This is a genomic window from Streptomyces sp. CB02009 (genome assembly GCF_001905825.1).
Classification (GTDB): domain Bacteria; phylum Actinomycetota; class Actinomycetes; order Streptomycetales; family Streptomycetaceae; genus Streptomyces.
Map to the genome: position 1 here is coordinate 294,635 of NZ_LIVV01000001.1, position 21,512 is coordinate 316,146.

The 21,512-nt window shown below is 74.6% G+C and carries 20 protein-coding genes and 1 pseudogene; 9 read left to right on the forward strand and 12 right to left on the reverse strand.

Annotation, left to right across the window (positions count from 1 at the left end; translation table 11 throughout):
* Window positions 1–29 precede the first annotated feature (29 nt).
* Window positions 30–428 (forward strand): MarR family winged helix-turn-helix transcriptional regulator, encoded by a 399-nt coding sequence (locus tag AMK27_RS01405; protein ID WP_073902191.1) that lies wholly within the window; start codon window positions 30–32, stop codon window positions 426–428.
* A gap of 58 nt (window positions 429–486) precedes the next feature.
* On the opposite strand, the gene AMK27_RS01410 is transcribed toward AMK27_RS01405, so the two are convergent.
* Window positions 487–1,233 carry a maleylpyruvate isomerase family mycothiol-dependent enzyme gene (locus AMK27_RS01410; protein ID WP_073902192.1) on the reverse strand — a complete coding sequence of 249 codons (747 nt, stop codon included), beginning with the start codon at window positions 1,231–1,233 and terminating at the stop codon, window positions 487–489.
* 60 nt (window positions 1,234–1,293) lie between these two features.
* Window positions 1,294–2,523 carry an MFS transporter gene (locus AMK27_RS01415; protein WP_073902193.1) on the reverse strand — a complete coding sequence of 410 codons (1,230 nt, stop codon included), beginning with the start codon at window positions 2,521–2,523 and terminating at the stop codon, window positions 1,294–1,296.
* Window positions 2,524–2,815: 292 nt separating this feature from the next.
* Between AMK27_RS01415 and AMK27_RS01420 the strand changes: the two genes are divergently transcribed.
* Together AMK27_RS01420 and AMK27_RS01425 are read left to right on the forward strand one after the other, a co-directional pair.
* Window positions 2,816–3,049: a hypothetical protein gene (locus tag AMK27_RS01420; RefSeq protein ID WP_079188133.1), complete on the forward strand. Its 234-nt coding sequence runs from the start codon at window positions 2,816–2,818 to the stop codon at window positions 3,047–3,049.
* A 123-nt stretch (window positions 3,050–3,172) separates the two neighbouring features.
* A complete protein-coding gene (locus AMK27_RS01425; RefSeq protein ID WP_073902194.1) occupies window positions 3,173–4,399 on the forward strand; it encodes an ROK family protein in 1,227 nt (408 codons plus the stop codon).
* Between the two features lie 122 nt (window positions 4,400–4,521).
* Here the strand turns inward: AMK27_RS01425 and AMK27_RS01430 are convergent, their stop codons facing one another.
* Window positions 4,522–4,995 carry an SRPBCC family protein gene (locus AMK27_RS01430; protein WP_073902195.1) on the reverse strand — a complete coding sequence of 158 codons (474 nt, stop codon included), beginning with the start codon at window positions 4,993–4,995 and terminating at the stop codon, window positions 4,522–4,524.
* 9 nt (window positions 4,996–5,004) lie between these two features.
* Entirely contained in the window at window positions 5,005–5,688 is a 684-nt protein-coding gene (locus tag AMK27_RS01435; RefSeq protein WP_073902196.1) for a DUF4232 domain-containing protein, read from the reverse strand.
* A 240-nt stretch (window positions 5,689–5,928) separates the two neighbouring features.
* Here AMK27_RS01435 and AMK27_RS01440 point away from each other — a divergent pair, with 240 nt between their 5' ends.
* A complete protein-coding gene (locus tag AMK27_RS01440) occupies window positions 5,929–6,699 on the forward strand; it encodes an SAM-dependent methyltransferase (RefSeq protein ID WP_073902197.1) in 771 nt (256 codons plus the stop codon).
* 107 nt (window positions 6,700–6,806) lie between these two features.
* On the opposite strand, the gene AMK27_RS01445 is transcribed toward AMK27_RS01440, so the two are convergent.
* A complete protein-coding gene (locus AMK27_RS01445; RefSeq protein ID WP_073902198.1) occupies window positions 6,807–7,391 on the reverse strand; it encodes a DUF4865 family protein in 585 nt (194 codons plus the stop codon).
* Window positions 7,392–7,426: 35 nt separating this feature from the next.
* The gene (locus tag AMK27_RS01450) at window positions 7,427–8,011 is read right to left on the reverse strand and encodes a TetR/AcrR family transcriptional regulator (protein WP_073902199.1); all 585 of its coding nucleotides are present in this window, start codon (window positions 8,009–8,011) and stop codon (window positions 7,427–7,429) included.
* A gap of 200 nt (window positions 8,012–8,211) precedes the next feature.
* Here AMK27_RS01450 and AMK27_RS01455 point away from each other — a divergent pair, with 200 nt between their 5' ends.
* The 3 genes and pseudogenes from AMK27_RS01455 to AMK27_RS01465 all read left to right on the forward strand — a co-directional run bounded on the left by AMK27_RS01455 (window position 8,212) and on the right by AMK27_RS01465 (window position 12,043).
* Entirely contained in the window at window positions 8,212–8,511 is a 300-nt protein-coding gene (locus AMK27_RS01455; RefSeq protein WP_073902200.1) for an SHOCT domain-containing protein, read from the forward strand.
* A pseudogene (locus AMK27_RS01460) lies at window positions 8,508–9,269 on the forward strand (ABC transporter ATP-binding protein); the annotation flags it as partial. The gene AMK27_RS01455 and the pseudogene AMK27_RS01460, both read left to right, overlap by 4 nt.
* A gap of 206 nt (window positions 9,270–9,475) precedes the next feature.
* On the forward strand, window positions 9,476–12,043 hold the full coding sequence (locus tag AMK27_RS01465; RefSeq protein WP_073902201.1) for an FtsX-like permease family protein: 2,568 nt from the start codon (window positions 9,476–9,478) through the stop codon (window positions 12,041–12,043).
* 34 nt (window positions 12,044–12,077) lie between these two features.
* On the opposite strand, the gene AMK27_RS01470 is transcribed toward AMK27_RS01465, so the two are convergent.
* Window positions 12,078–12,713, reverse strand: coding sequence for an ATP-binding protein (locus tag AMK27_RS01470; protein WP_073902202.1), 636 nt, complete (start codon window positions 12,711–12,713; stop codon window positions 12,078–12,080).
* Window positions 12,714–12,894: 181 nt separating this feature from the next.
* Window positions 12,895–13,221 carry a hypothetical protein gene (locus AMK27_RS01475; RefSeq protein ID WP_073902203.1) on the reverse strand — a complete coding sequence of 109 codons (327 nt, stop codon included), beginning with the start codon at window positions 13,219–13,221 and terminating at the stop codon, window positions 12,895–12,897.
* A gap of 185 nt (window positions 13,222–13,406) precedes the next feature.
* Between AMK27_RS01475 and AMK27_RS01480 the strand changes: the two genes are divergently transcribed.
* Window positions 13,407–14,549: a PLP-dependent cysteine synthase family protein gene (locus tag AMK27_RS01480; protein ID WP_073902204.1), complete on the forward strand. Its 1,143-nt coding sequence runs from the start codon at window positions 13,407–13,409 to the stop codon at window positions 14,547–14,549.
* Here AMK27_RS01480 and AMK27_RS01485 read toward each other — a convergent pair.
* From AMK27_RS01485 to AMK27_RS01495, 3 genes are all read right to left on the reverse strand, one after another.
* Window positions 14,509–15,009, reverse strand: coding sequence for an SRPBCC family protein (locus AMK27_RS01485; protein ID WP_073902205.1), 501 nt, complete (start codon window positions 15,007–15,009; stop codon window positions 14,509–14,511). The two genes, AMK27_RS01480 and AMK27_RS01485, sit on opposite strands and share 41 nt — an antisense overlap.
* Before the next feature lie 164 nt (window positions 15,010–15,173).
* The gene (locus AMK27_RS01490; protein ID WP_073902206.1) at window positions 15,174–15,614 is read right to left on the reverse strand and encodes an SRPBCC family protein; all 441 of its coding nucleotides are present in this window, start codon (window positions 15,612–15,614) and stop codon (window positions 15,174–15,176) included.
* Between the two features lie 22 nt (window positions 15,615–15,636).
* On the reverse strand, window positions 15,637–16,464 hold the full coding sequence (locus AMK27_RS01495) for a DeoR/GlpR family DNA-binding transcription regulator (protein ID WP_073902207.1): 828 nt from the start codon (window positions 16,462–16,464) through the stop codon (window positions 15,637–15,639).
* A gap of 134 nt (window positions 16,465–16,598) precedes the next feature.
* On the opposite strand from AMK27_RS01495, the gene AMK27_RS01500 reads away from it, so the two are divergent.
* Entirely contained in the window at window positions 16,599–19,034 is a 2,436-nt protein-coding gene (locus AMK27_RS01500; protein ID WP_073902208.1) for a hypothetical protein, read from the forward strand.
* Here the strand turns inward: AMK27_RS01500 and AMK27_RS01505 are convergent.
* Complete coding sequence (locus tag AMK27_RS01505; RefSeq protein WP_073902209.1) at window positions 19,004–21,409, reverse strand: right-handed parallel beta-helix repeat-containing protein; 2,406 nt, start codon at window positions 21,407–21,409, stop codon at window positions 19,004–19,006. The two genes, AMK27_RS01500 and AMK27_RS01505, sit on opposite strands and share 31 nt — an antisense overlap.
* Window positions 21,410–21,512 lie beyond the last annotated feature (103 nt).

Sequence of the window (21,512 nt, forward strand, 5' to 3'; positions counted from 1 at the left end):
AAAGGGGCCGTTTCTGCTACCGTGCGGCCATGGCAGCGAACAAGTCCGAACGCGCGCTCGTGGACGAGTGGCGTGACGTCCTCGCCCTGCACGCCCGTACGACCTGTGAGCTCGACCGGGCGCTCCACCCGTACGGCATCGGTGCCAGCGACTTCGAGGTCCTCGACGTGCTCGCGGAGGGCGCGGCGGAGGACGGCCCGGCCTCCTGGCGCGTCCAGGAGCTGGCCGGCCGGGTCCACCTCAGCCAGAGCGCCCTGTCGCGGCTGATCGCACGCCTGGAGAAGGACGGCCTGGTCGTGCGGGGGATGTGCGCGGAGGACCGGCGCGGCGTCCAGGTGAGGCTGACCGAGAAGGGCCTCGCCCGCCATGCCGAGGTCCGGCCCCTCCAGCGCGAGGTACTGACCCGGATGCTGGACGGAACGGCCTGAGCGGACCGCCCGGACCGTCCCGCCCGCCCCGGACCGCCCGGGCCGCCCCGGCTCGGGATCAGACGATCCCGGAGGTCTCGCGCCACGTCCGTGCGAGCTCCGCGTCGCCGGTGAGCGTCACGGCGTCGACGGGCAGCCGGTTCCACAGGAAGAGGTACAGCCGGTCGGCGGCCCCGGCGAACTCGGCGTCCACCGGCTCCGACGCGCTCCCGGCCCGCTCGGTCCGGGGCGGCTCGGTCGCCGACAGCCGCACCGTCCACACGTCGCCCGTGTCGGTCGCCCGCACCCGCAGGGTCCGGGGCCCGGCCGTCCGCACCCGGCTCCGGCTCCGGCCGTGGAACCGGAGCAGCAGCTCGTCGATGCCGTCGGCCGCGATCAGCGGCTGCACCGGCAGCGGCCCGGCGGGGAGCGCCGCCTCGGCGTCCGCGCGGTGGACGGTGGTCTCGTGCGCCTGCCGCCGCGCCCAGAAGGCGAGCGGCGAGGGCGCGGGCAGGAAGGTCCAGCACTCCAGCGACTCCGGCGCCGCCCGCAGGGCGGCGACCAGAGCCGTGTGCCCCTCGCGGAAGTGCGCCAGCAGCTCCTCACCGTCGAGCGAGGTCTCACCGTCTTCCGGCCGGTACGCGGTGCGTTCGTGGACCACGAGATCGGTGGCCCAGCGGTGCACCATCGAGATGTGCCGGAGGAGGTCCCGGACCCGCCACCCGGGACAGGTCGGCACCTCCGCGTCCGGCCCGGCCTCGCCCGCGGCCACCGCGAGGGCCCGGCCTGCGGTCTCCAGGGCGTCGACGTGGTCGACGACCTCCAACGTTTCCCCCTGCGACGCGTCCATGGGTGAATGATCGCAGCCGCGGGCGCGCCGGAGGGCTCAACTCGTCCGGGAGGCTCCGGCGTTCCGCGCCCAGTAGCCCATGGCGGCGGCCCCGGCCGCGAGCACGGCGACGGTCGTGAGGGCCACCGGCAGGGAGAACCAGTCGGCGAGGAACCCGATGGACGGCGGGCCGAGCAGCATGCCCCCGTAGCCGAGCGTGGACGCGGTCGCGACCCCGCCGGGACCGGCGACGGCGCCGGCGCGGGCCACGGCGACGGGGAAGATGTTGGCGAGCCCGAGGCCGGTGATCGCGAAGCCGAGCAGGGTGGCCCAGATGCTCGGCGCGAGCGCGCCGAGCAGCATGCCGGCGGCGGCCGTGGCGCCACCGAGGACCAGGGTCCGGGTCTGGCCGAGGCGTTCGAGCAGCGTGATGCCGGAGAGCCGGCCCGCGGTCATGGTCAGCGCGAAGACGGAGTACCCGGCGGCGGCCACTCCAGGGTGCGCGCCGAGGTCCTGCTCCAGGTGGAGGGCGCCCCAGTCGGCGAGCGCGCCTTCGCCGTACGCCGTGCAGAGGGCGATCACGCCGAAGACCAGGACGACGCGCCGCGACCCGCCGGACCGTCCGCCCTTCGCTCCGGCGGCGGGTGCCAGGGACTCGGGCGGCGGGGCGGGGGCGGGGTGGCGCAGGAGGACGGGCCCGGCGACGGCGGTGAGCGCCAGGCCGACCACGGTGAGCCCCAGCAGGTGGGCGGTGGGGGACAGGCCCCCGGCGAGCAGTCCGCCGAGCCCCGCGCCGATCATGCCGCCGAGGCTGAACGCGGCGTGGAAGCTGGGCATCACGGGGCGCCGGAGCGCGGTCACGAGGTCCACGGCCGCGCTGTTCATGGCGACGTTGATCCCGCCGTACGCCGCTCCGAACACGAGCAGGACGAGGCCGAGGGCGAGCGGTGACCGGGTCAGTGCCGGCAGGGCGACGGACAGCGACAGGAGGACGGCGGTGGCGACGGTGACGGCGTGGGAGCCGTAGCGCCGGCAGAGCCGCCCGGTCAGCGTCATCGTGATGACGGCACCGGCGGACACCCCGAGGAGGGCGAGGCCGAGGTCGCCGGCCGAGGCGCCGGTCTGCTGCTTGACGGCGGGGATCCGGACGACCCAGCCGGCGAACAGGAAGCCGTCGAGAGCGAAGAACAGGGTCAGGGCGACGCGGAGGCGGGACAGGGAGTGGGTGGCGGTGTCTCCGCCGGAGCCCCCCGGAACGGCCGTCCGTACTTTGTTTAGTAGCGGCACAAACTCAGGATAGGGGGACGCCCCGGCCGCAATCAAGCGAGCGGCGGGCGAACCCGGGAGCGGCCCTTGATCATCGGCGGGGTCCCACAGCGTGACGCGCGCTCCGATGACGCTGTCCGGGTGACAAAGCCCAGGTCAGAACTCCCCAACGGGCCACTGGAAAGCATCGTTTCTGCGCCGGATCCGCCCGCTCGGCATTGGAGTGAGACGCCGTGTCTCGCCATTTCCGGCGGCGTTTGACCGGCAGACGAGCCCCTTCCGGCCCGTCATTCCGAGATCTTGAGGAGTAGTCATGCGTTCTCTCGCCGCGTCGGTCCTGGCCGTGGGCATCCTGCTGGGCGGCGCCGGTTCCGCGCTCGCCAACGACGGATTCGGGGCGGGGTACTTCTCCGCCGGCAGCGCGGGCTTCAGCTCGCACTGCTCGGTGGCCGGCGTCCCGGCCGTCTACGGCACGATCTTCACCGGCTCGTGCCACGAGGACGGCTGGGAGAAGGGCGCCGAGGGCGCGTTCCTCGGCGCGCACTGACCTGACGCACCGGCCCGGGCGAGGACGCAGCCCTCGCCCGGGCCCGCACGGCGGACGGGCCGGTGACCTGGGGGAGTGGGGGACCGGGACACCCCACCCTCCGATCATGGGAGACTCGCCCCCATGAACGGCAAGGCGACGACGACCCGGACACGGCTGGACAGGGGGCGCAACGCGCTCGGCCCCGCACTGGAGCTGGTGCACACCGGCAGGGCTCCCACCAGGGCCGTCCTCACCGCCGAGCTCGGCGTCACCCGCGCCACCGCCGGCGCGGTCGCCGCCGAACTCGAGGCCCTCGGCCTCATCCGCGTGGACTCCAACCCCGGCGCCGCCGCCGGTTCCCAGGGCCGCCCCAGCCACCGCCTCGCCGTCGACGAGAAGGGCCCCGTCGCCCTGGCCGCCCAGGTCCACGCCGACGGCTTCCGTGCCGCACTCGTCGGCCTCGGCGGCACCATCGTGGCCACCGTCCCCGGCTGCGTCACCGTCTCCGCCGACCCGGCCCAGGTCCTCGGCGAGGTCGTCGAGGCAGGAGTCGCCCTGCTCAGGGAGAGCGGCCGCCGCTGCGTCGGCGCGGGGCTCGCCGCCCCCTCGGCCGTGGCGGAGCCCGAGGGCACCGCGCTGAACCCGCTGCACCTCGCCTGGCCCGCCGGTGCGCAGGTCCGGGAGATCTTCGCCGAGCGGGTACGGGCCGCCGGCATCGACGGCCCCGCCTTCACCGGCAACGACGTGAACCTCGCCGCCCTGGCCGAACACCGCCACGGCGCGGGCCGCGGCGCCCGCGACCTGCTCTGCGTGGCCACCGGCCACCGCGGGGTCGGCGGCGCGCTCGTCCTGGACGGCCGCCTCCACACCGGCAGCGCGGGCCTGGCCCTGGAGGTCGGCCACCTCACGGTGAACCCGGAGGGACGCGCCTGCCACTGCGGCAGCCGCGGCTGCCTGGACGTGGAGACCGACCCGCTCGCCTTCCTCACCGCCGCCGGCCGTGCACCGGGCCCCGAGGTGTCCCTGCTCCAGCAGGCCCGCGACCTGCTGCGCACGAGCCCCGACGACCCGGGCGTACGGGTCGCGGTGGGCGAGCTGATCGACCGTCTGGGCCTCGGCCTCGCGGGCCTGGTGAACATCCTCAACCCCGACCGGATCATCCTGGGAGGCCTCCACCGCGAGCTCCTGGACGCCGATCCGGAGCGCCTCCGCGCGGTCGTCGCCGACCGCAGCCTGTGGGGCCGCAGCGGCGGAGTGCCGATCCTCCCCTGCACCCTGGACCACAACAGCCTCGTCGGCGCCGCGGAGCTGGCATGGCAGCCGGTCCTGGACGACCCGCTGGCGGCCCTGAGCCGAGAGCGGGTCTGACAGCCCGCCGCCCGCGGTTCCGGCCCGGCCCGGCCCGGCCCGCTCCGCGCGAGCGGAGCCGACGCGGCGCATGACAGGGCGCCCGGCAGTACGCCCGACAGCGCGCCCGGCCGTCAGGGGCGTCACGCCTGGGGGTCGGCCCGCCCCTCGGCCAGCGCGGCCAGCCGCTCCAGGGCCGTCCGCGTACCGGCCTCGTTGTCGGCGGGGGCCACGCCGTCGGGCACCCCTGCGTGCACGAGGAGCACTTCCGTGCCGCCCTCCAGGGCGATCAGGGTCGTGGTGAGGGTCATGGGGCCCTGAAGCGCCGGGTCGGAGGTCTCGAACTCGGTTACCTCGACGACCCGTTCGTCCGGAAGCAGCTCCACGAAGCGCCCGTGGTACGTGCCCGTGCGGGCCCCCGACTTGCCGGTGCCGTCCGCGCCGTCGTACGTGAGGGAGACCCGGAAGACGCCCCCCTCGCGCGCGTCGAACTCATGGACCTCGCAGGTCATCCCGTACGGCACGCGCCAGCGCGCGACCGCCTCCGGGTCCAGCAGGGCCCGGTAGACGGCCGAGGGCGGGGCGTCGACATGGCGGGACACGCGCGTGGTGTACACGTCTCCAGGCTAGAGGCTGAGCGCGTCCTCCGCGTTCGTCATCCACGCGGTCACCGAGTTCTTGTCCGGCGACACGTACAGACCTGGGGTCGAGGCCTTGAGCGGCTTCTGCTCCAGGTCGGAGTCGGTGCTCATCGTCATCGCGATGGAAGCGACGGTCTTCCCCTTGCCGTCCTTGAGGCCGCCCATGAGCCCCGCGTACGCCGACTGCCCCGGCGCCAGCCGGATCGCGTCCTCGATGCCGGGGGCCGGACCCCGCTCGACGGCCCGCCCGTCGAGGTCGCCGAAGGCGACGACCGGGTGTCCCAGCGCACGGCAGGGCTTGCCGCTCTTGTTGGTGATCTTCAGCAGGTAGCTGCTGGTGGTGGGCTCCGCCAGGGTGGCGGTGAAGGTCACGTCGTAGGTGCTGCACGGGAACACGTCGTAGTCGGGGTCGGCCGGGGGAGTCGGCGTCGCGGGCTTCGAGGGGGCCGGAGGCTTCGTGGAGGCATCGGTCGGCGCCGTGGTCGGTGCCTCGGTCGGGGGCTCCGTGGGGGCCTTCGTCGGTGCGCCCGTCGGTGTCACGGGCGTCGACGGCGTCGCCGACGGTGCGGCGGGACTCCCTGCCGCCCCGTCCTTGCCGGGCCCGCAGGCGGTCAGCGCGACGGCGGCGAGGGTGACGAGGACGACGGCGGATCTGCGGACGGTGCTCATGACGGTGTCCCCCGATGAGAAGCGCGCAGGGCGCGGTGACGAGCGAGTCGGCCGGATGATCGAACCGACCAGGGCCGAGCCTGGTCGGCCCCGATTCCCAGAATCCCGAAGAAACTTCACGGCTTGGTGACGGCGGCTTGCCGAAATCACCACGGCGACGGCCGGGTGAACCCCCGCCGCGCGCCTCCGCGACCGGAAACCCGTGGCCGGTGCCCCGGGGACGACGTACCGTTCCGCCTCATGACCTCTTCCGATCATGAACTGCCGCCGCGACTCGGCAGCCTCACCTTCCACAGTCCGCTCTCCGAGGCCCGCGCGGCCCGGATGGTCGCGCGGCTCGCCGCCGTCGAGCCCGCCGAGGTGCTCGACATCGGCTGCGGCTGGGGCGAGTTGCTGCTCCGTGTCGTCGAGGCCGCACCGGCGGCCAAGGGCGCGGGCATCGACATCAACGGCGAGGACCTGGCCCGCGGCCGGGCGCTGGCCGAGGCCCGTGGCCTCGGCGACCGCGTCGAGTTCGTCGAGGAGTCGGCGCTCGGCACCGACCGGGGACCCGTCGACGTGGTCCTCTGCCACGGATCGAGCCAGGCCCTCTGCGACCCCGAGCAGCCGCACGACCTCTCCGCGGCCCTGGGCGAACTCCGCCGCCTCGTCAGGCCCGGAGGACACGTCGTGCTCGGGGAGTGCTTCTGGGAGCGCACTCCCACGGACGAGGAGCTGGCCGGGATGTGGCCGGGCGCGAACGAGGGGGAGCACACCTCCCTCGGCACCCTCGTCGACCTCGCGGTCGAGGCGGGCTTCCGGCCCGCGTGGATCGAGACGGCGACCGCCGAGGAGTGGGAGGAGTTCGAGTCGGGCTACCGGTACGACACCGAGCTCTGGCTCGCCGTCCACCCCGACCACCCGCTCGCCGCCGAGACCCGGGAGCGCGTCGACCGGCAGCGCTCGACGTGGGTGAACGGCTACCGGCGTGTCCTGGGCATGGCCTATCTGACGCTCGTCGCCGTGGCCTGACCGACCGGGCTCAGGCGGACGCCGAGGCCGCCCCGCCCCTGGTCACGCCCCCCCGGTCACGACTGCCCCCGGTCACCACTGCCGCCCGGTCACCACTGCCCCCCCGTTCACCACTGCCGCCCCGCCCCCAACAGCTCCCGCCCCGGCGCGGACAGGTGCAGGACGCGGAAGCGGTCGCCCTCGTCGGCGGGCGCTTCCCCGTCGGCCCACAGGGTGAACGCGAGCAGCTCCCAGCGGCGCGGATCGATCGCCAGCGCGGAGGCCACCACGCCGTCCCGCCGCGCCTCGCGCGCGTGCCGGGCCACCGCGTCCGCCACAGCCTCGCCGGGCGGGGCCCCTTCCCCCAGCGGGGCCCTGCGACGCGTCGCGCCGACCGGTGCGGCACGGGACGCGGGCCCCTCCTCGTACGCCAGGCCCGTCCAGTGCTGCACCACGGGCCGGCCGAAGTCGTTCACGATGCCCTGGAAACCCGGGCCCCAGAGGAAGGAGTTCATGCCCTCGGGGGCGGCCCACAGATAGAACGGCGCGTACTGGTTGACCGGTGACGCGTCCCCGCGTTCCCGCACCAGGTACGCCTTCAGACCGAGCCCCGGGAAGTCGTCGAGCAGATGGCCCCTGGTCGCCACCCGCGTGCGGATGATCCCCATGTCGTAGTCGGCGGGCAGGGTGATCTCGTACTGCATGGCGTGCACGGGAAGGCTCCCATCGTCTCTCGGGGCAGGTCTGTTCAGCCGGCGGCGGTACGGGGGGCGAGCAGGCCCAGCAACCCGCGCACGGAACTGTCGAAGGGCTCCCGCGCCCCTGTCGCGCGCGCCAGCACATAACCGCCCTGGACGGTGGCCAGGACGGTCGCGGCGATGTCCCGCGCCTGGAGGGAGGTGTTCAACTCGCCGCTGTCCAGGCCCTCCTGGGCGACCTCGGCGATGCGGTCCCGCAGCTGCCCGAGCACCTCGTCGACCGGCGCGCGCAGCACGGGATCGGCGACGACCTCGGGATCCATCGTCAGCCTGCCCAGCGGGCAGCCCCGCAGGACGTCCCGCTCGCGCAGCAGATAGGCCTCGATGCGGGAGTACGCGGTGCCGTCACCGCTCAGGACGGCCTCGGCGGCGGCGCTCATCTCCTCGGCCGTCCGCCGGATCGCGGCCAGCGCCAGATCGGGCTTGCCCGCGAAGTGGTGGTACATGCTGCCCTGCCCCGCTCCCGCCGCCTGCTGCACGGCCTTGGGGCTGGTCCCCACGTACCCCCGCTCCCAGAGGAGCTCGCGGGTCGCCTCGATCAGTCGCTCGGAGGTGCTCATGACCGCACTGTACATACCAGTAGGTACAGAACGGAAGGAGGGCCGGAGCCGCCCCGTACTCCCGCCGTCGTACACGCGATGCCGCTGCCCGTACGACGCGCCCGACCCCCGCCCGGAGGGAGTCTCGAACCACGGAACAAGACCCCTACCGCGCACCGGTCACGGCGCACCCGCCACAGGGCCCCGACCGCGGCGCTCCGAGGAGCTGAACCCCCATGAACACACTCGCCCACGCGGGCCCCGGCCCGTGGGCCCTTCTCTTCCCCCTCGTCTGGGCGGTGGCGGTCGTCGGCATCGTCACGGTCGCCCGCCGCGCCGGCTGGCGCCGCGGCCGCGGCCCGTGGCGCGACGGCGGCCCCGGCCGCGCCGAGGGGCCGGACGACCGCTCGCCCATCGCCCTCCTCGGTCACCGCTTCGCCGCCGGGGAGATCGACGAGGACGAGTACTGGCGCCGCCTGACCGTCCTGGAGGAGCAGTTCGGCCGCCGTACCGACTCCAAGGGGCGCCGGGCATGACCACCAGCGAGAAGCGCCCGCGGACCGTGCCCGCCGCCGGCCCCGCAGCCGTCCGTGTCGTCGACGCCGTCAAGGTCTACGGGCGCGGCGACACGGAGGTCAGAGCCCTGGACGGGGTGAGCGTCGACTTCCCCGTCGGCCGCTTCACCGCCGTCATGGGTCCTTCGGGCTCCGGCAAGTCCACCCTGATGCACTGCGCCGCCGGGCTCGACACGCTCACCTCCGGCGCCGCCCTCCTCGGCGACACCGACCTCGCCACGCTCGACGAACGCCGTCTGACGCTGCTGCGCCGCGACCGGATCGGCTTCGTCTTCCAGGCCTTCAACCTGCTGCCGACCCTCACCGTCGCCGAGAACATCACCCTCCCGCTGGACCTGGCCGGCCACCCCGTGGACCGGGAGCGCTTCAACCGGATCGTCGACACGGTCGGGCTCCGCGACCGCCTCCACCACCGGCCGAGCGAGCTCTCCGGCGGACAGCAGCAGCGGGTGGCCGTCGCCCGCGCGTTCGCCAGGGACCCGGACGTCGTCTTCGCCGACGAACCCACGGGCAACCTCGACTCGCGCTCCGGCGAGGAGGTGCTGAGCCTGCTCGGCCGTACCGTGCGCGAGACCGGCCGCACGGTCGTCATGGTCACCCACGACCCGGTCGCCGCCGCCCACGCCGACGAGGTGATCTTCCTCGCGGACGGGCGTCTCGTCGACCGGATGGAGGCCCCCACGGCCGACCGGGTCCTCGACCGCATGAAGGCGTTCGAGACGACGACCGGGGCCGGGACAGGCACCGGGGCCGGGGCCGGGGCCGGGGCCGAGGCCGAGGTCGGGGTCGGGACCGGGGCCCGTCCTGCCGGGGCCCGCCCGGCCGACGGCCGCCCGACCGGCCCGGAGCCCGGCGGCCACGATCCGACCGGCCCCACCCCCGCCGACGGGCACCCGAGCTCCCTCACCTCGGGGGGTGTGTCCCCATGAGGAGGCCCACCGCACCCGCCTCGCTCCGCCTCGCCCGCTCCTCGCTCGGCGCCCACCGGCGCCGGTTCCTCGGCACCTTCGTGGCCGTCCTCCTCGGCGTCGCCTTCCTCACCGGCACCCTCGTCATGGGCGACACCCTGCGCGCCGGCTTCGACTCCATGTTCACCGGCGCGAGCCGGGGCACCGGCGCCGTCGTCCGCAGCGCCGTCACGGTGACGGCGTCGGGCGACGCCCAGGGCACCCGCGGCCCCGTCGACGCGGACCTCGCCGAGCGCCTCGCGCGCGTGCCCGGGGTCGCCGCCGCCGCGCCCCGGATCGAGGGCGCCGGCCAGCTCCTCGCCGCCGACGGCACCCCCGTCGGCGGCAAGGGCCCGCCGACCCTCGCCGGGAACTGGATCGACGACCCGGCCCTCAACCCGTACAAGCTCGCCGAGGGCCGTGCTCCGAGCGCCCCCGGCGAGGCCGTCGTCAACCGGGGTGCCGCGAAGGCCGCGGGTCTCGCCCTGGGTGACACGACGGTCCTGCGCACCCCCGACCCGGTGCGCGTCACCGTGGTCGGTCTCGCCACCTTCGGCGGCGCGGACGGCATGGGCCAGGTCACCTGGGCCGGTCTGACCCGCGCGGACGCGGAGCGGTATCTGACGGCCCGCCCCGGCGAGGCGACGAGCATCGCCGTACGGGCCGGGCCCGGCGTCTCCCAGGAGGAACTGGTCGCCGCCCTCGCCCCCGCCCTCCCGGACGACGTCGAGGCGATCACCGGGCAGCGCGCCGCCGAGGAGAACACCGAGATGGTCTCCGGCCGCTTCCTCAGCCTCTTCACCACCTTCCTGCTGGTGTTCAGCGGGGTCGCGGTGCTCGTCTCCGTCTTCAGCATCCACAACACGTTCGCCGTGCTCGTCGCCCAGCGGACCCGCGAGAACGCCCTGCTCCGCGCGATCGGCGCCGCCCGCCGGCAGGTCGTCGCCGGCACCCTCGCCGAGGCGCTGACCGTGGGTCTGCTCGCCTCCCTCGCCGGACTGGTCGCAGGAATCGGCGTGGCGGCCGGCCTTCAGGCCCTCTTCCCCGCCATCGGCTTCCCCTTCCCCGAGGGCGACCTGGTCGTGACCGGGACCTCCCTCGCCCTGCCGCTCGCCGTCGGCCTCGCGGTCTGCGCGGGCTCGGCGCTCCTGCCCGCCGTACGGGCCGGGCGCACGGCCCCGCTCGCCGCGCTCCGCGAGACGCAGGTGGACGCCTCGGGCACGTCACGCGCGCGCGTGGCGACCGGCGGCGTGCTGCTCGCCGCGGCGGTCGGCGCGGTCCTCGCCGGTGTGCTCGGCGCTCCCTCGCTGTGGTTCGCCGCGACCGGGGCGGCGCTCGCCGTCGCCGCCTTCGTGGTCCTCGGCCCGGTGGCCGCCTCGGTCGCCGTGCGGGTCCTCGGCCGCCCCCTGCGCGGAGCCAACCGCGGCCTCGCGCGCCGCAACGCCCTGCGCAGCCCGGGACGTACCGCGGCGACCGCGACGGCCCTGATGATCGGCGTCGCGGTGGTCACCCTCTTCACCGTCTTCGGCGCCTCGCTCAAGGCCACCATGGACCGCACGGTCGACCGCTCCTTCGCGGGCGACGTCGCCATCAGCGGCGCCGCGTTCGGCGCCGGCGGCGCGGGCCTCAGCCCGCGCCTCGCGCCGGCCGTCGGCGCGCTGCCCGAGGTCGACACGGCCGTGGGCCTGGGGCGCGGTGTGGCGGAGGTGGACGGCAGGGGCCGCGCCCTGACCGTCACCGACCCGGCCGCGCTCTCCCGGACCCTCGACCTGGGCGAGGTCCGGGGCTCCCTCACCGGCCTCGGTGCCGACGGGCTCGCCGTCGCCGCCGACGAGGCGGCCTCCGCGGGACTGGCACCCGGGCGGACGGCCGAGCTCACGTTCACGGACGGCAGCCGGCACACCTTCACCGTCCGGGCGGTCTACGAACGTTCCGACCTGGCGGGCGACTACCTCGTCACCCGCGAGGCCTGGGCCCCGCACCGCACCCAGGACTCCGACACCCTGGTCGCCGTCTCCTTCGCGGACGGGATCGGCGCCGAAGAGGGCAAGGCGGCCGTGACCGCGGTCGCGGACCGCTACGGGCAGCCAGAGGTGCAGACGCGCGAGGAGTACGCGGAGTCCTCGGCGGGCGGCATCGACATGATGCTCACCCTGGTGTACGCGCTGCTCGCCCTCGCCGTCCTGATCGCGCTGCTCGGCATCACGAACACGCTGACGCTGTCCGTCCACGAACGGACTCGGGAGCTGGGCCTGTTGCGGGCCGTCGGACAGACCCGTGCGCAGCTGCGGGCCATGGTCCGCTGGGAGTCGGTCCTGGTGGCGGCGTTCGGCACGCTCGGCGGACTCGTCCTCGGCGGCTTCCTCGGCTGGGTGCTGGTCCGCGCGTCGGAGGGCTCGGGCGACAGCGCGTTCGCCTTCGCCGTACCGGCGGCGCAGCTGGCGACGGTGGCCCTGGTGGGCGTGGTCGCCGGGGCCGTGGCGGCCCTGCGCCCGGCGCGCCGGGCGGCCCGTCTGGAGATCCTCCGGGCGATCGCCACGGAGTGAGGGGCCCGGGGCGAGCCCGCCAGGGGGTGTCTTGTCAGCCCGTGCGGCCCGCCGGCACCCGGCGGGCCGTGGCCACGGCGGGGGCCGGGGCGAGAGCGGGTTCGAGGGCCGGCGCGGGGGCCGGGTCGGCCGGGGCGCTGAGCGGAACACCGGGGAACGGCGCGTACTCCCGGAACGGGCCCTCGCCCGCCGTGCCGTACACGGCGTAGGAACGCGTCTCGACCGGGACGGCGGGCGGCGGCGCGGCGAGCGTGAACCACACCACCTTGCCGTCGGCCCCGCACGGCCGGACACCCCAGCTCTCGCTGAGCGCACCGACGATGGCCAGGCCGCGGCCGGACGTGGCCAGCTCGTCGTACCCCTCGCCCCCCTCGAACGCGTCGAGCGGGTCCGGGCAGCCGACGGCCTGCGGTATGCGGGGGTCGTGGTCCCGGACGGAGACCGTGAGGCGGTCGAGCAGCAGCTCGATCTCGACGGTGCAGCGCTTGTCCGGCCGGGCGTGCCGGTGGACGTTCGTCAGGAGCTCGGTGACACCGAGCACGGCATGGTCGATCAATGCGTCGAGCTGCCAATGACGTAGATGCGCGGAGACAATCCTGCGGACCTGTCCGATCCGCGACGGCAGGGCTTGAAGCTCCACCGCGTAGTACCTGCTCGGCTCGCTGATCACGGCTGCGACTCCCCGAAGTAGTCCGGAAGAAGACGAAGATTCGGATCTCACATGCGGTACAGCAGGGTGGCGACCTGAGCGCACTGTCACCACCGGTCAACCCTCGGTGAGGTGGTACCAGCCTGGACCAGCGGTGAGCGTCCCGCAACTCACGGCGACCCGCGACACGCCGTGCGTCGTCTCAGCGCCGCCCCGCCGCGCGCTTCAGCGCCGCCAGGAACCGTCCCGACTCCTCCGACGCGGCGCGGTCGTCGCCGCCGGTCGCGCCGCCCTTGTCCAGGGTCAGCCGGTAGCGCGTGCCGTTCACGGTGGCCACCGCCTCGTCGGGCTTGGCGAACCACGGCCGCCCCGCCCGGACCGCCGTCACGGGCGCGCTGTCGATCTCGCTGCCGTAACTCGTGAGGAGGGCGAGCCGCCCGTCCTCGATCCGCACCTCGCCGGCGCGTGTCAGTGAACGCGGCCAGCGGGCGATCCGTACGCCCCTGGCGCTGAACTCGGGTTCCGACATGCCGATCCGCCCCTTTCACCCGCTTGCCCTCCCAGTGTGCCGGGCCGTCGCGGCCCGCACCAGAGGTCCTTCCGTACGGCGTCCGCAAGTCATCCCTATGGACAGTCAAAGGAAACGTTTGCCCAGGTGAGAGGGGTATTGTCGGCTGCGGGGGAACAGTGGGACGTGATCGAGGAGAGGCGCGGATGAGCACCACCGAGAACAGTGTGGAGAGCGGTGTCACCGCCGCGGCGGTGACCGTCGACGTCGACCGCACCGATCCGGCGTACCGGTCCTGGCTCAAGGAGGCCGTCCGCAAGGTCCAGGCCGACGCCAACCGCTCGGCCGACACGCACCTGCTGCGCTTCCCGCTCCCCGAGAAGTGGGGCATCGACCTCTACCTCAAGGACGAGTCGACCCACCCCACCGGCAGCCTCAAGCACCGCCTCGCCCGCTCCCTCTTCCTGTACGGCCTCTGCAACGGCTGGATCCGGCCCGGCAAGCCCGTCATCGAGGCGTCCAGCGGCTCGACCGCCGTCTCCGAGGCGTACTTCGCGAAGCTGATCGGCGTCCCCTTCATCTCCGTGATGCCCCGCACGACCAGCCCCGAGAAGTGCCGGCTGATCGAATTCCACGGCGGGCAGTGCCACTTCGTCGACGACTCGCGCACGATGTACGAGGAGGCCGCCGCGCTCGCCGAGCGCACCGGCGGTCACTACATGGACCAGTTCACCTACGCGGAGCGGGCCACCGACTGGCGCGGGAACAACAACATCGCCGAATCGATGTACCAGCAGCTGAAGCTGGAGCGCTATCCGGAGCCCGCCTGGATCGTGGCCACCGCGGGCACCGGCGGCACCTCGGCGACCATCGCCCGCTACGTCCACTACCAGCAGCACGACACCCGCATCTGCGTCGCCGACCCGGAGAACTCCTGCTTCTTCGACGGCTGGACGCACCACGACCCGCACGCCACCGCCGACTGCGGTTCGCGGATCGAGGGCATCGGCCGTCCCCGGATGGAGCCGAGCTTCGTGCCCGGCGCCGTCGACCGCATGATGAAGGTGCCGGACGCGGCCAGCATCGCGGCCGTCCGCGCCCTGGAGGCGGCGATCGGCCGCAAGGCGGGCGGTTCCACCGGCACCGGACTGTGGAGCGCCTTCAAGATCATCGCCGAGATGGTCGCCCACGAGCGGACCGGCAGTGTCGTCACCCTGATCTGCGACGGGGGCGAGCGCTACCTCGACAAGTACTACTCCGACGACTGGCTGGCCGCCCAGGGCCTGGACATCGGCCCCTACAGCGCCGCTATCGAGCGGTTCCTGGCGACGGGGGCCTGGCCGGAGTGAGCCGCCGGTCGAGCCGGCGCGCGGCGTCCCGGAAGGACAGCCCCACGCCCGGTCCCGCCAGGCGCAGCGCCAGCCGGAACGGCGCGGCTCCGTCGGCGGCCATCGTCCAGCGCATCCGGGTGCCCTTGCCGACGGGGGAGAGGGCCCACTCCTCCGCGAAGGCCGCCACGCCGGGGGCGTTGGTCGAGTCGACCCGGTAGGCGTACCGCGCGTCGGGCTCGGCGGCGAGGATCGTCTCCTCGAAGACGATCCCGCCCCGGAGGCGGACCGTCCGGCCCGCCCCGTCGCCCGACGGGACGGCGGAGGAGACCGCGGTGAACCAGGCGGGCAGGCTTCCCACCTCCACGGCGAGGGACCGGTAGACGGTCGGGGGCGGGGCGGCGAGCGTCGCCGTGAAGACCAGACGGACGGGCGCGGACGCGGTGAAGTCGAGCTCCACCGGCCTCAGTCGGCGTGCCATGGACCAACCCTCCCCAGGATGGAACAGGACGGAAGCGGAAGCGGAAGTGCACCCTAGCTGACGGAATGTCAACAGCACAGGGGGTACGGACGGTGGCCCCGCTCACTCCGCGGGGCAGGCGAGGGCCCGGCCCACCGAGGGCCCGAACCAATCGCGGGTCCGCCTCAGCCCTCGCGCAGCAGCCCGTCCACAGCCCGGCCGAAGAGGATCCGGCCCGCCCGCCCGAGCGCCGGGTCGAAGGCCCGGGGCAGGCCGCGTACGGACAGTTCCTCCGTCCACACCACCCGGGTTCCGCCGCCCGGTGACTCCGTCACCTCGACGAGGGCCCACCCCCGCACCACCCGGCCGGACTTCTCCAGACGGCACACGCCGGCCCGGCCCGGCCCCGGCGGTTCCCAGACCACGACCTCCATCGGGTCGTCGAAGGACAGCGGACCCACGCCGGTACGGGCGGTGAACCGGGTCCCGACCCGGTTCGGCCCCGGCGTCAGCACCCTCGTCCGGGTCAGCGGCACCTGGCTGCCGTGGGCCTGCCAGTCCGTGAGCCGCCGCCAGACCTCGCCGGGCGACGGCGACACGGTCCGCTCGACCCGGAAGAGGCTCATGCCAGGACCCCGGCGAGGACGCTCATGCCTGCTCCTCGCCCGCCACCACGAGCCCCGGCAGCTGCTCCGCCACCTCGGCCCGTACGTCCTCGGGCAGGCCCCGGTCCGTCACCCAGGTGTCCACCTCGTCCAGACCGGCGAACGAACTCAGCCCCACCGTGCCCCACTTGGTGTGGTCGGCGACCACGACGACCCGGCGCGCCGACCGCATCAGGCAACCGTTCGTCTCGGCCTCCGCCAGGTTCGGCGTCGACAGGCCCGCCTCCACCGAGACGCCGTGCACCCCGAGGAACAGCAGGTCGAAATGGAGCGAGCGGACCGCCCGGTCCGCCACCGGCCCCACCAGCGCGTCGGACGGGGTGCGCACCCCGCCCGTCAGGACGACCGTGGCCGCCCCGCGCCGCGACTCCCCGCCACCGCCCGCCAGTTGGGCCTCGTGGAACACGTCCGCGACCCGGACCGAGTTCGTCACCACGGTCAGGTCCGGCACGTCGAGCAGATGCCGGGCCAGGGCGTACGTCGTCGTTCCGCCCGACAGGGCGATCGCGCTGCCCGGCGCGACCATCGCCGCCGCCGTCCGGGCGATCTCGTCCTTGGCGCTCGGTTCGAGCACCGACTTGGCCTCGAAGCCCGGCTCGTGGGTACTCGCCTCGACCACCGGAACGGCCCCGCCGTGCACCTTCGCGAGCATGCCCTGCCGGGCCAGCGCGTCCAGGTCGCGACGGATCGTCATGTCCGAGACGCTGAGGCGCCGGGTCAGCTCGTTGACCCGTACACCGCCGCGCCGCCGTACCTCGTCGAGGATCAGGGCACGCCGCTGCTCCGCGAGGAGGTTCTGGTTGTCAGTCACCGCCGGGGCCGGTCCTTCCGCAGGAGACAAGGGGATGGGTGTCGGATTCGGTGAGGAACGGTGCGCGGGCGCACCACTGTCCGCGATCCTGGTGCCGACGTCGCATCTTCCCACCCTGAGAGGAAGTCCCCTCAGTGTCCCCTGCCACACCCGCTCCGGAGAGCGGCGGCGCGGCGCTCGAACTCCTCGTCCACGGAGTCGGCGGAGCCACCCCCCAGGACATGCTCGACGACCCGAGGACCGTACGGATCACCGGCGACCGCACCGCCGCCATGCACCGGCGGGCCGAGGACCTCGACGCCGAGGACCACCCGGAGCGGTACGCGGCCCGCCCGGTCCCGGAGGCGTACGTCTGGTCCAACCTGACCTCCGGCGACGGCGCCCGCGCCCTGTGGCTGCTGCTCCTGCCCTTCATGGTCGCCAATCTCGCGCACTGGATGCGCCCGCCCGCCCAGGGCAGACCGGGACTCGTCCGGACGTACGGCGTCCTCGTCCGGCTGGTGGCCCTGACTCTCACCGTGCTGCTGACGGCCGCGGCCTGCGAGGTCGCCCTCGACCTGACGGCCTGGCAGTGCGCCGCGAGCACCGCCTGCACCGACGCCTACTCCTGGCTCGGATTCCTCTCCGAGGCGCGCGGCGGCTGGTGGTCGGCGCCCGGCCGCCGCCTCGCCCTCGCCGCCCTGGTGCCGACCCTGCTCGTCGGCCTCCTCTGGTACCTGTCGAACCGGACGTGGAGCGCGTACGAGGCCCAGCGCCCGCCCACCGGATACGACGACCCCGTGACGGCACCGCGGGCCGCCGCGCGGCCGGCCCCGGTCGCGGACGGTTCCGGCGACACGGAGAGTGCCGACCGGGGTGAGGAGGGCCCCGGCCCCGTCGAGCTGCGGCCCGCCCTCGGCCGCCCCGGCTTCTGGTACGGCCGCCGCCTCGTCGCCCGCCTCAGAGCCGCCCACACCGCCGCCGGATTCCTCACCGTGGCCGCCGCCCTCGTCACGGCCGCCGCCCGGCACGACGCCGCCACCGGGGGCGCCGGCGCCTCGCTCGGCCGGGTCCTCCAGGCCGCCGTCGCCGCCCTCGCGGTGCTCGTCCTCTGGGTCGTCTGCCGCCGGGGCCGCAGCGAGCGCCGCCTCGACCTGCGCCTCGAACGCGCCCTCGTCTCCTGGCTGCCCGGAGTCTCGCTCACCGTGCTCGCGCTCACCGCCCTGTACGCGGGCTGGTCCCGCCCCGGCTGGACCTCCGGCGGAGCCCTGCCCGGGAACATCGCCTTCGGCGGACTCACCCTCGCCCAGGGCGGCCTCGTCGTCGCGCTCGGCGTCGCCGCCGTGCTCCTCCAGCGGTCGCGCCGGGACCCCCGCACCGCGCTGCGCGGCCTCGGCGGACCGGCCGTCGCCATGCTCGCCTGCGCCCTCGCCGGAGTGATGTCCGGCGGTGTCGCCCAGCGTGTCGCCGACTGGCTCGACGGCCCCGCCACCCCCGGCATGGGCGACAGCGGCGCCCGGATCAGCCCGCCCGTACTCCTCAGCTGGCAGGCGTCCGTCATCCCGGTCCTGCTCCTGCTGCTGCTCGTGCCCGCCGTCCTCCTCGCCGTACGGACCGTGCTCGCCGGGCGTGAACTGCGGGCCCAGGTCGAGGCCGAGTACGACGCCGCCGACGAACGCGACCCGGTCCGCACCGGCCAGATCGCGGCAGGCCGGGCACGGGCGTCGCTCACCGACTCGGCACCCGTCCTCGTCGGCGTGGTCTCCGGAGCCACCCTGCTCCTCGGGGCGGGCTCCGTCGCGGGCGCCTGGGCCAGCGGAAACGTCCCCGGCCGGGCCTTCGACGGGGCACACCCGGCGATCGCCTCCCTGGCCACCGTCACCCAGGCCATCGGCTCCTGGATGATCGGCTTCGGCTTCCTGCTCTTCGTCACCTGGGGCCGCCGCGCCTACCGGGACGCCTCCGCCCGCCGCACCATCGGCATCCTGTGGGACGTCGGCACGTTCTGGCCGCGCGCCGCCCACCCGTTCGCCCCGCCCTGCTACGCCGAACGGGCGGTCCCCGACCTCACCTGGCGGATGAGCTCCTGGACCCGGAGCACCGGCGGCCGGCTCGTCATCTCGGGACACTCGCAGGGCAGCGTGCTCGCCGCGGCCGCCGTCTGGCAGCTGCCGCCCGCCACCCGCGGCCGGGTCGCGCTCCTCACCTACGGGTCACCCCTGGAGCGGCTCTACGGGCGCTGGTTCCCGGCCTACTTCGGCCCGGAGGCACTGCGCGCCCTGAACCGCACGGTCCACTGCTGGACCAATCTGTACCGCGCCACCGACCCCATCGGCGGACCCGTCCGCGTCCCCGCCGAGGGCGGCAGGCCCGCCGTCGACGCCGCGGTCCTCCTCGACCCGGTCGCCTACGGCCGCACCCGCGCCCACCCGCTGCCCGAACCCATCCTGGGCCACTCCGACTACCAGGCCGACCCGGCGTTCGCCCGCCGGCGGGGCGCCCTCCTGGACCGGCTCCCGCCCGACGTACCCCACCAGCGCGAGCCGAACGCGTCGGCCGATCAGGGGAGTTCGGGCAGATCCTCCGGGTAGAGCAGCGTCAGGTCGTCCGTGCTCGCCTCGGCGAGCACGGACACCCGGCCCGCGTGCCGCTCCACCATCGACTCGAACGTCTGGCGGGCGGTACGGCCGTTGCCGAAGGCCGGCCCCTTGGGCAGCTTCGTGAAGTACACGAGGAGCGCCTCGTCGGTGCCCGGGGCGAGCCGGTACTCGTGCTCGTCGGCCTGCTGCCCGACGATCCGCAGCAACTCCTGCGGCTCGTAGTCCCCGAAGGTGATGGTCCGGGAGAAACGGGACGCCACACCGGGGTTGACCGTGAGGAAGCGCTCCATCTCCGCCGTGTAGCCGGCGACGATGACCACCACCGCGTCCCGGTGGTCCTCCATCAGCTTCACCAGCGTGTCGATCGCCTCGCGGCCGAAGTCGCGGCCCGAGTCCTCCGGCGACAGGGCGTACGCCTCGTCGACGAACAGCACTCCGCCGCGCGCCCGGTCGAAGGCCTCCTGGGTACGGATCGCCGTCGAGCCGATGTGCTCGCCGACCAGGTCCACCCGGGACACCTCCACGAGGTGCCCGCGCTCCAGGACGCCGAGGGAGGCCAGGATCTCGCCGTACAGCCGGGCCACCGTCGTCTTGCCCGTGCCCGGGTTGCCCGTGAAGACCAGATGGCGGCGGACCGAGGCGGCCTTGAGCCCCGCCTCCTGGCGCCTGCGCCCCACCTCGATCATGTTGGTGAGGGTCCGCACCTCCAGCTTGACGCTCTCCAGGCCCACGAGGGCGTCGAGTTCCCCGAGCACGTCCTGCGACGAGCGGGCGTCCACCGCCGGAACCTCCGGGACGGGTGCGGCGGCCTGGACACGCGGCGCGGGGACCGTCCCGAGCAGCCCTCCGGACTGGGTGGCCGTCAGGACCGTGCCGCCGTCGGGCACGGAGGACCGGACCGCGCTCTCGTCACTGGTGCAGTCCTCGGCGCTCGCGCCCTCCTCGGGGAACTCGTAACCGCCGCGCGCGCACCGCTCCGTACGGCACTTGCGCAGGGTCGTACGGCAGCCGTCGGTGACATGGAACCCGTACCCGCCGCTGCCCGTGACCCGGCAGCCGGTGAACGAGCCGCGGCCCTCCGCCGACACGTAGAAGCCGGCCTCGGCGGGCGAGGTGACCGTGCACCGGTCGATCGTGGGATCGGCGCCCTTGGTGACGATGACCCCAGTCTGCACGGAGTCGATCGTGCAGCCGCCGAGGGTGCCGCCGCTCCCGTGGTCCCGGAACCAGGCGCCCGTCGACGCCTCGCGGATCCGGCAGTCGTCGAGCTGGGCGGTCGCCCCGTCGCTGACCGACACCGCCGTGTTCCGCACCTGCGACAGGTCGCTGTCGACGACGTCCACGCGCGAGCCCCGGTCGAGGACGAACAGAGCGTCCGGTACGTCGTGCACCCGGCAGGCGTCGAGGACGGCGGTCGCCCCGTCGCTGACCCACACCGCCGGGTAGTCGCCCGTACTGTCGTGGATCTCGCACTGGTTGGCGTCCACCCGGGTCCCCGGGTCCCACACCGAGAGGCCGTTGCGGCCGAAGCGGCGGACGGTCGACCGGGTCAGGGTGAGCACCGAGCGCGAGCGCAGGTCGACGGCGTTCTCCGGGACGTCGTGGATGTCGCAGTCGGAGAGCGTGAGCACCGCGTCGGTGTCGAGGGTGATGCCGTCGCCTGAGGTGCGGTGCACCGAGGAGTCGGTGAGATGGGCGGTCGCGCGGGCCGCGATCTGCAGACCGGCGCCCTTGATCTCGTACACCTCGCAGCCGACGCCCTCGAGTCCGCTGCCCTCACCGGTCACGGCGATCCCGGCGCCCGAGGCGTGGTGCACGCGGCAGCGTTCGAGCCGGGGATGCGCGCCGCCCCGCACCGAGACGCCCGCCTGCCCGGCGGAGACCACCTCGCACTCCTCGAACACCCCGCCCGCGCCGTCGACCACGGCGATGCCCACCCCGGCGGGATTGTCGACGGTGCAGCGGCGGACCGTCGGCCTGGCCGCGCCCCGCACCTCTATCCCGGCCGCCGAGCGGGTCATGATCCGCAGATCGAGCAGCTCCGGGGTGCCGTCCTCGACGAGCAGCGCCGGCGCGGCGACGTCCTGCCCCTCGATGTGGAGGTCCTGGACGGTGACGGAGGCGCGCAGCGTCAGCGGCACCCCGTCCGGCGGTGCGATCCGCACCGACCCGATCGAGCCCTCGGGGCCGCGCAGGGTGACGGCGCGCCGCACCACGAGGTTCTCCCGGTAGGTACCGGGAGCGATGGTGAGCACGTCCCCGTCCCCGGCCGCCTCGAGTGCGGCGGCGAGCGAGGGGTACTCACCCGTGCGGCGCCGCCACCGCGATGTGCCGGTGTGCGTCACCTGGACCGTGCCCTGTGCCATGGGTGTGTCCTGCCCCCGCCTCATGCCTTGCCGCTGATCCGATGCCCCACCGTAGCGCGCGCGAGGGCACGGGGTTGACGGGTCGCGGACCCGCGCGCGAACC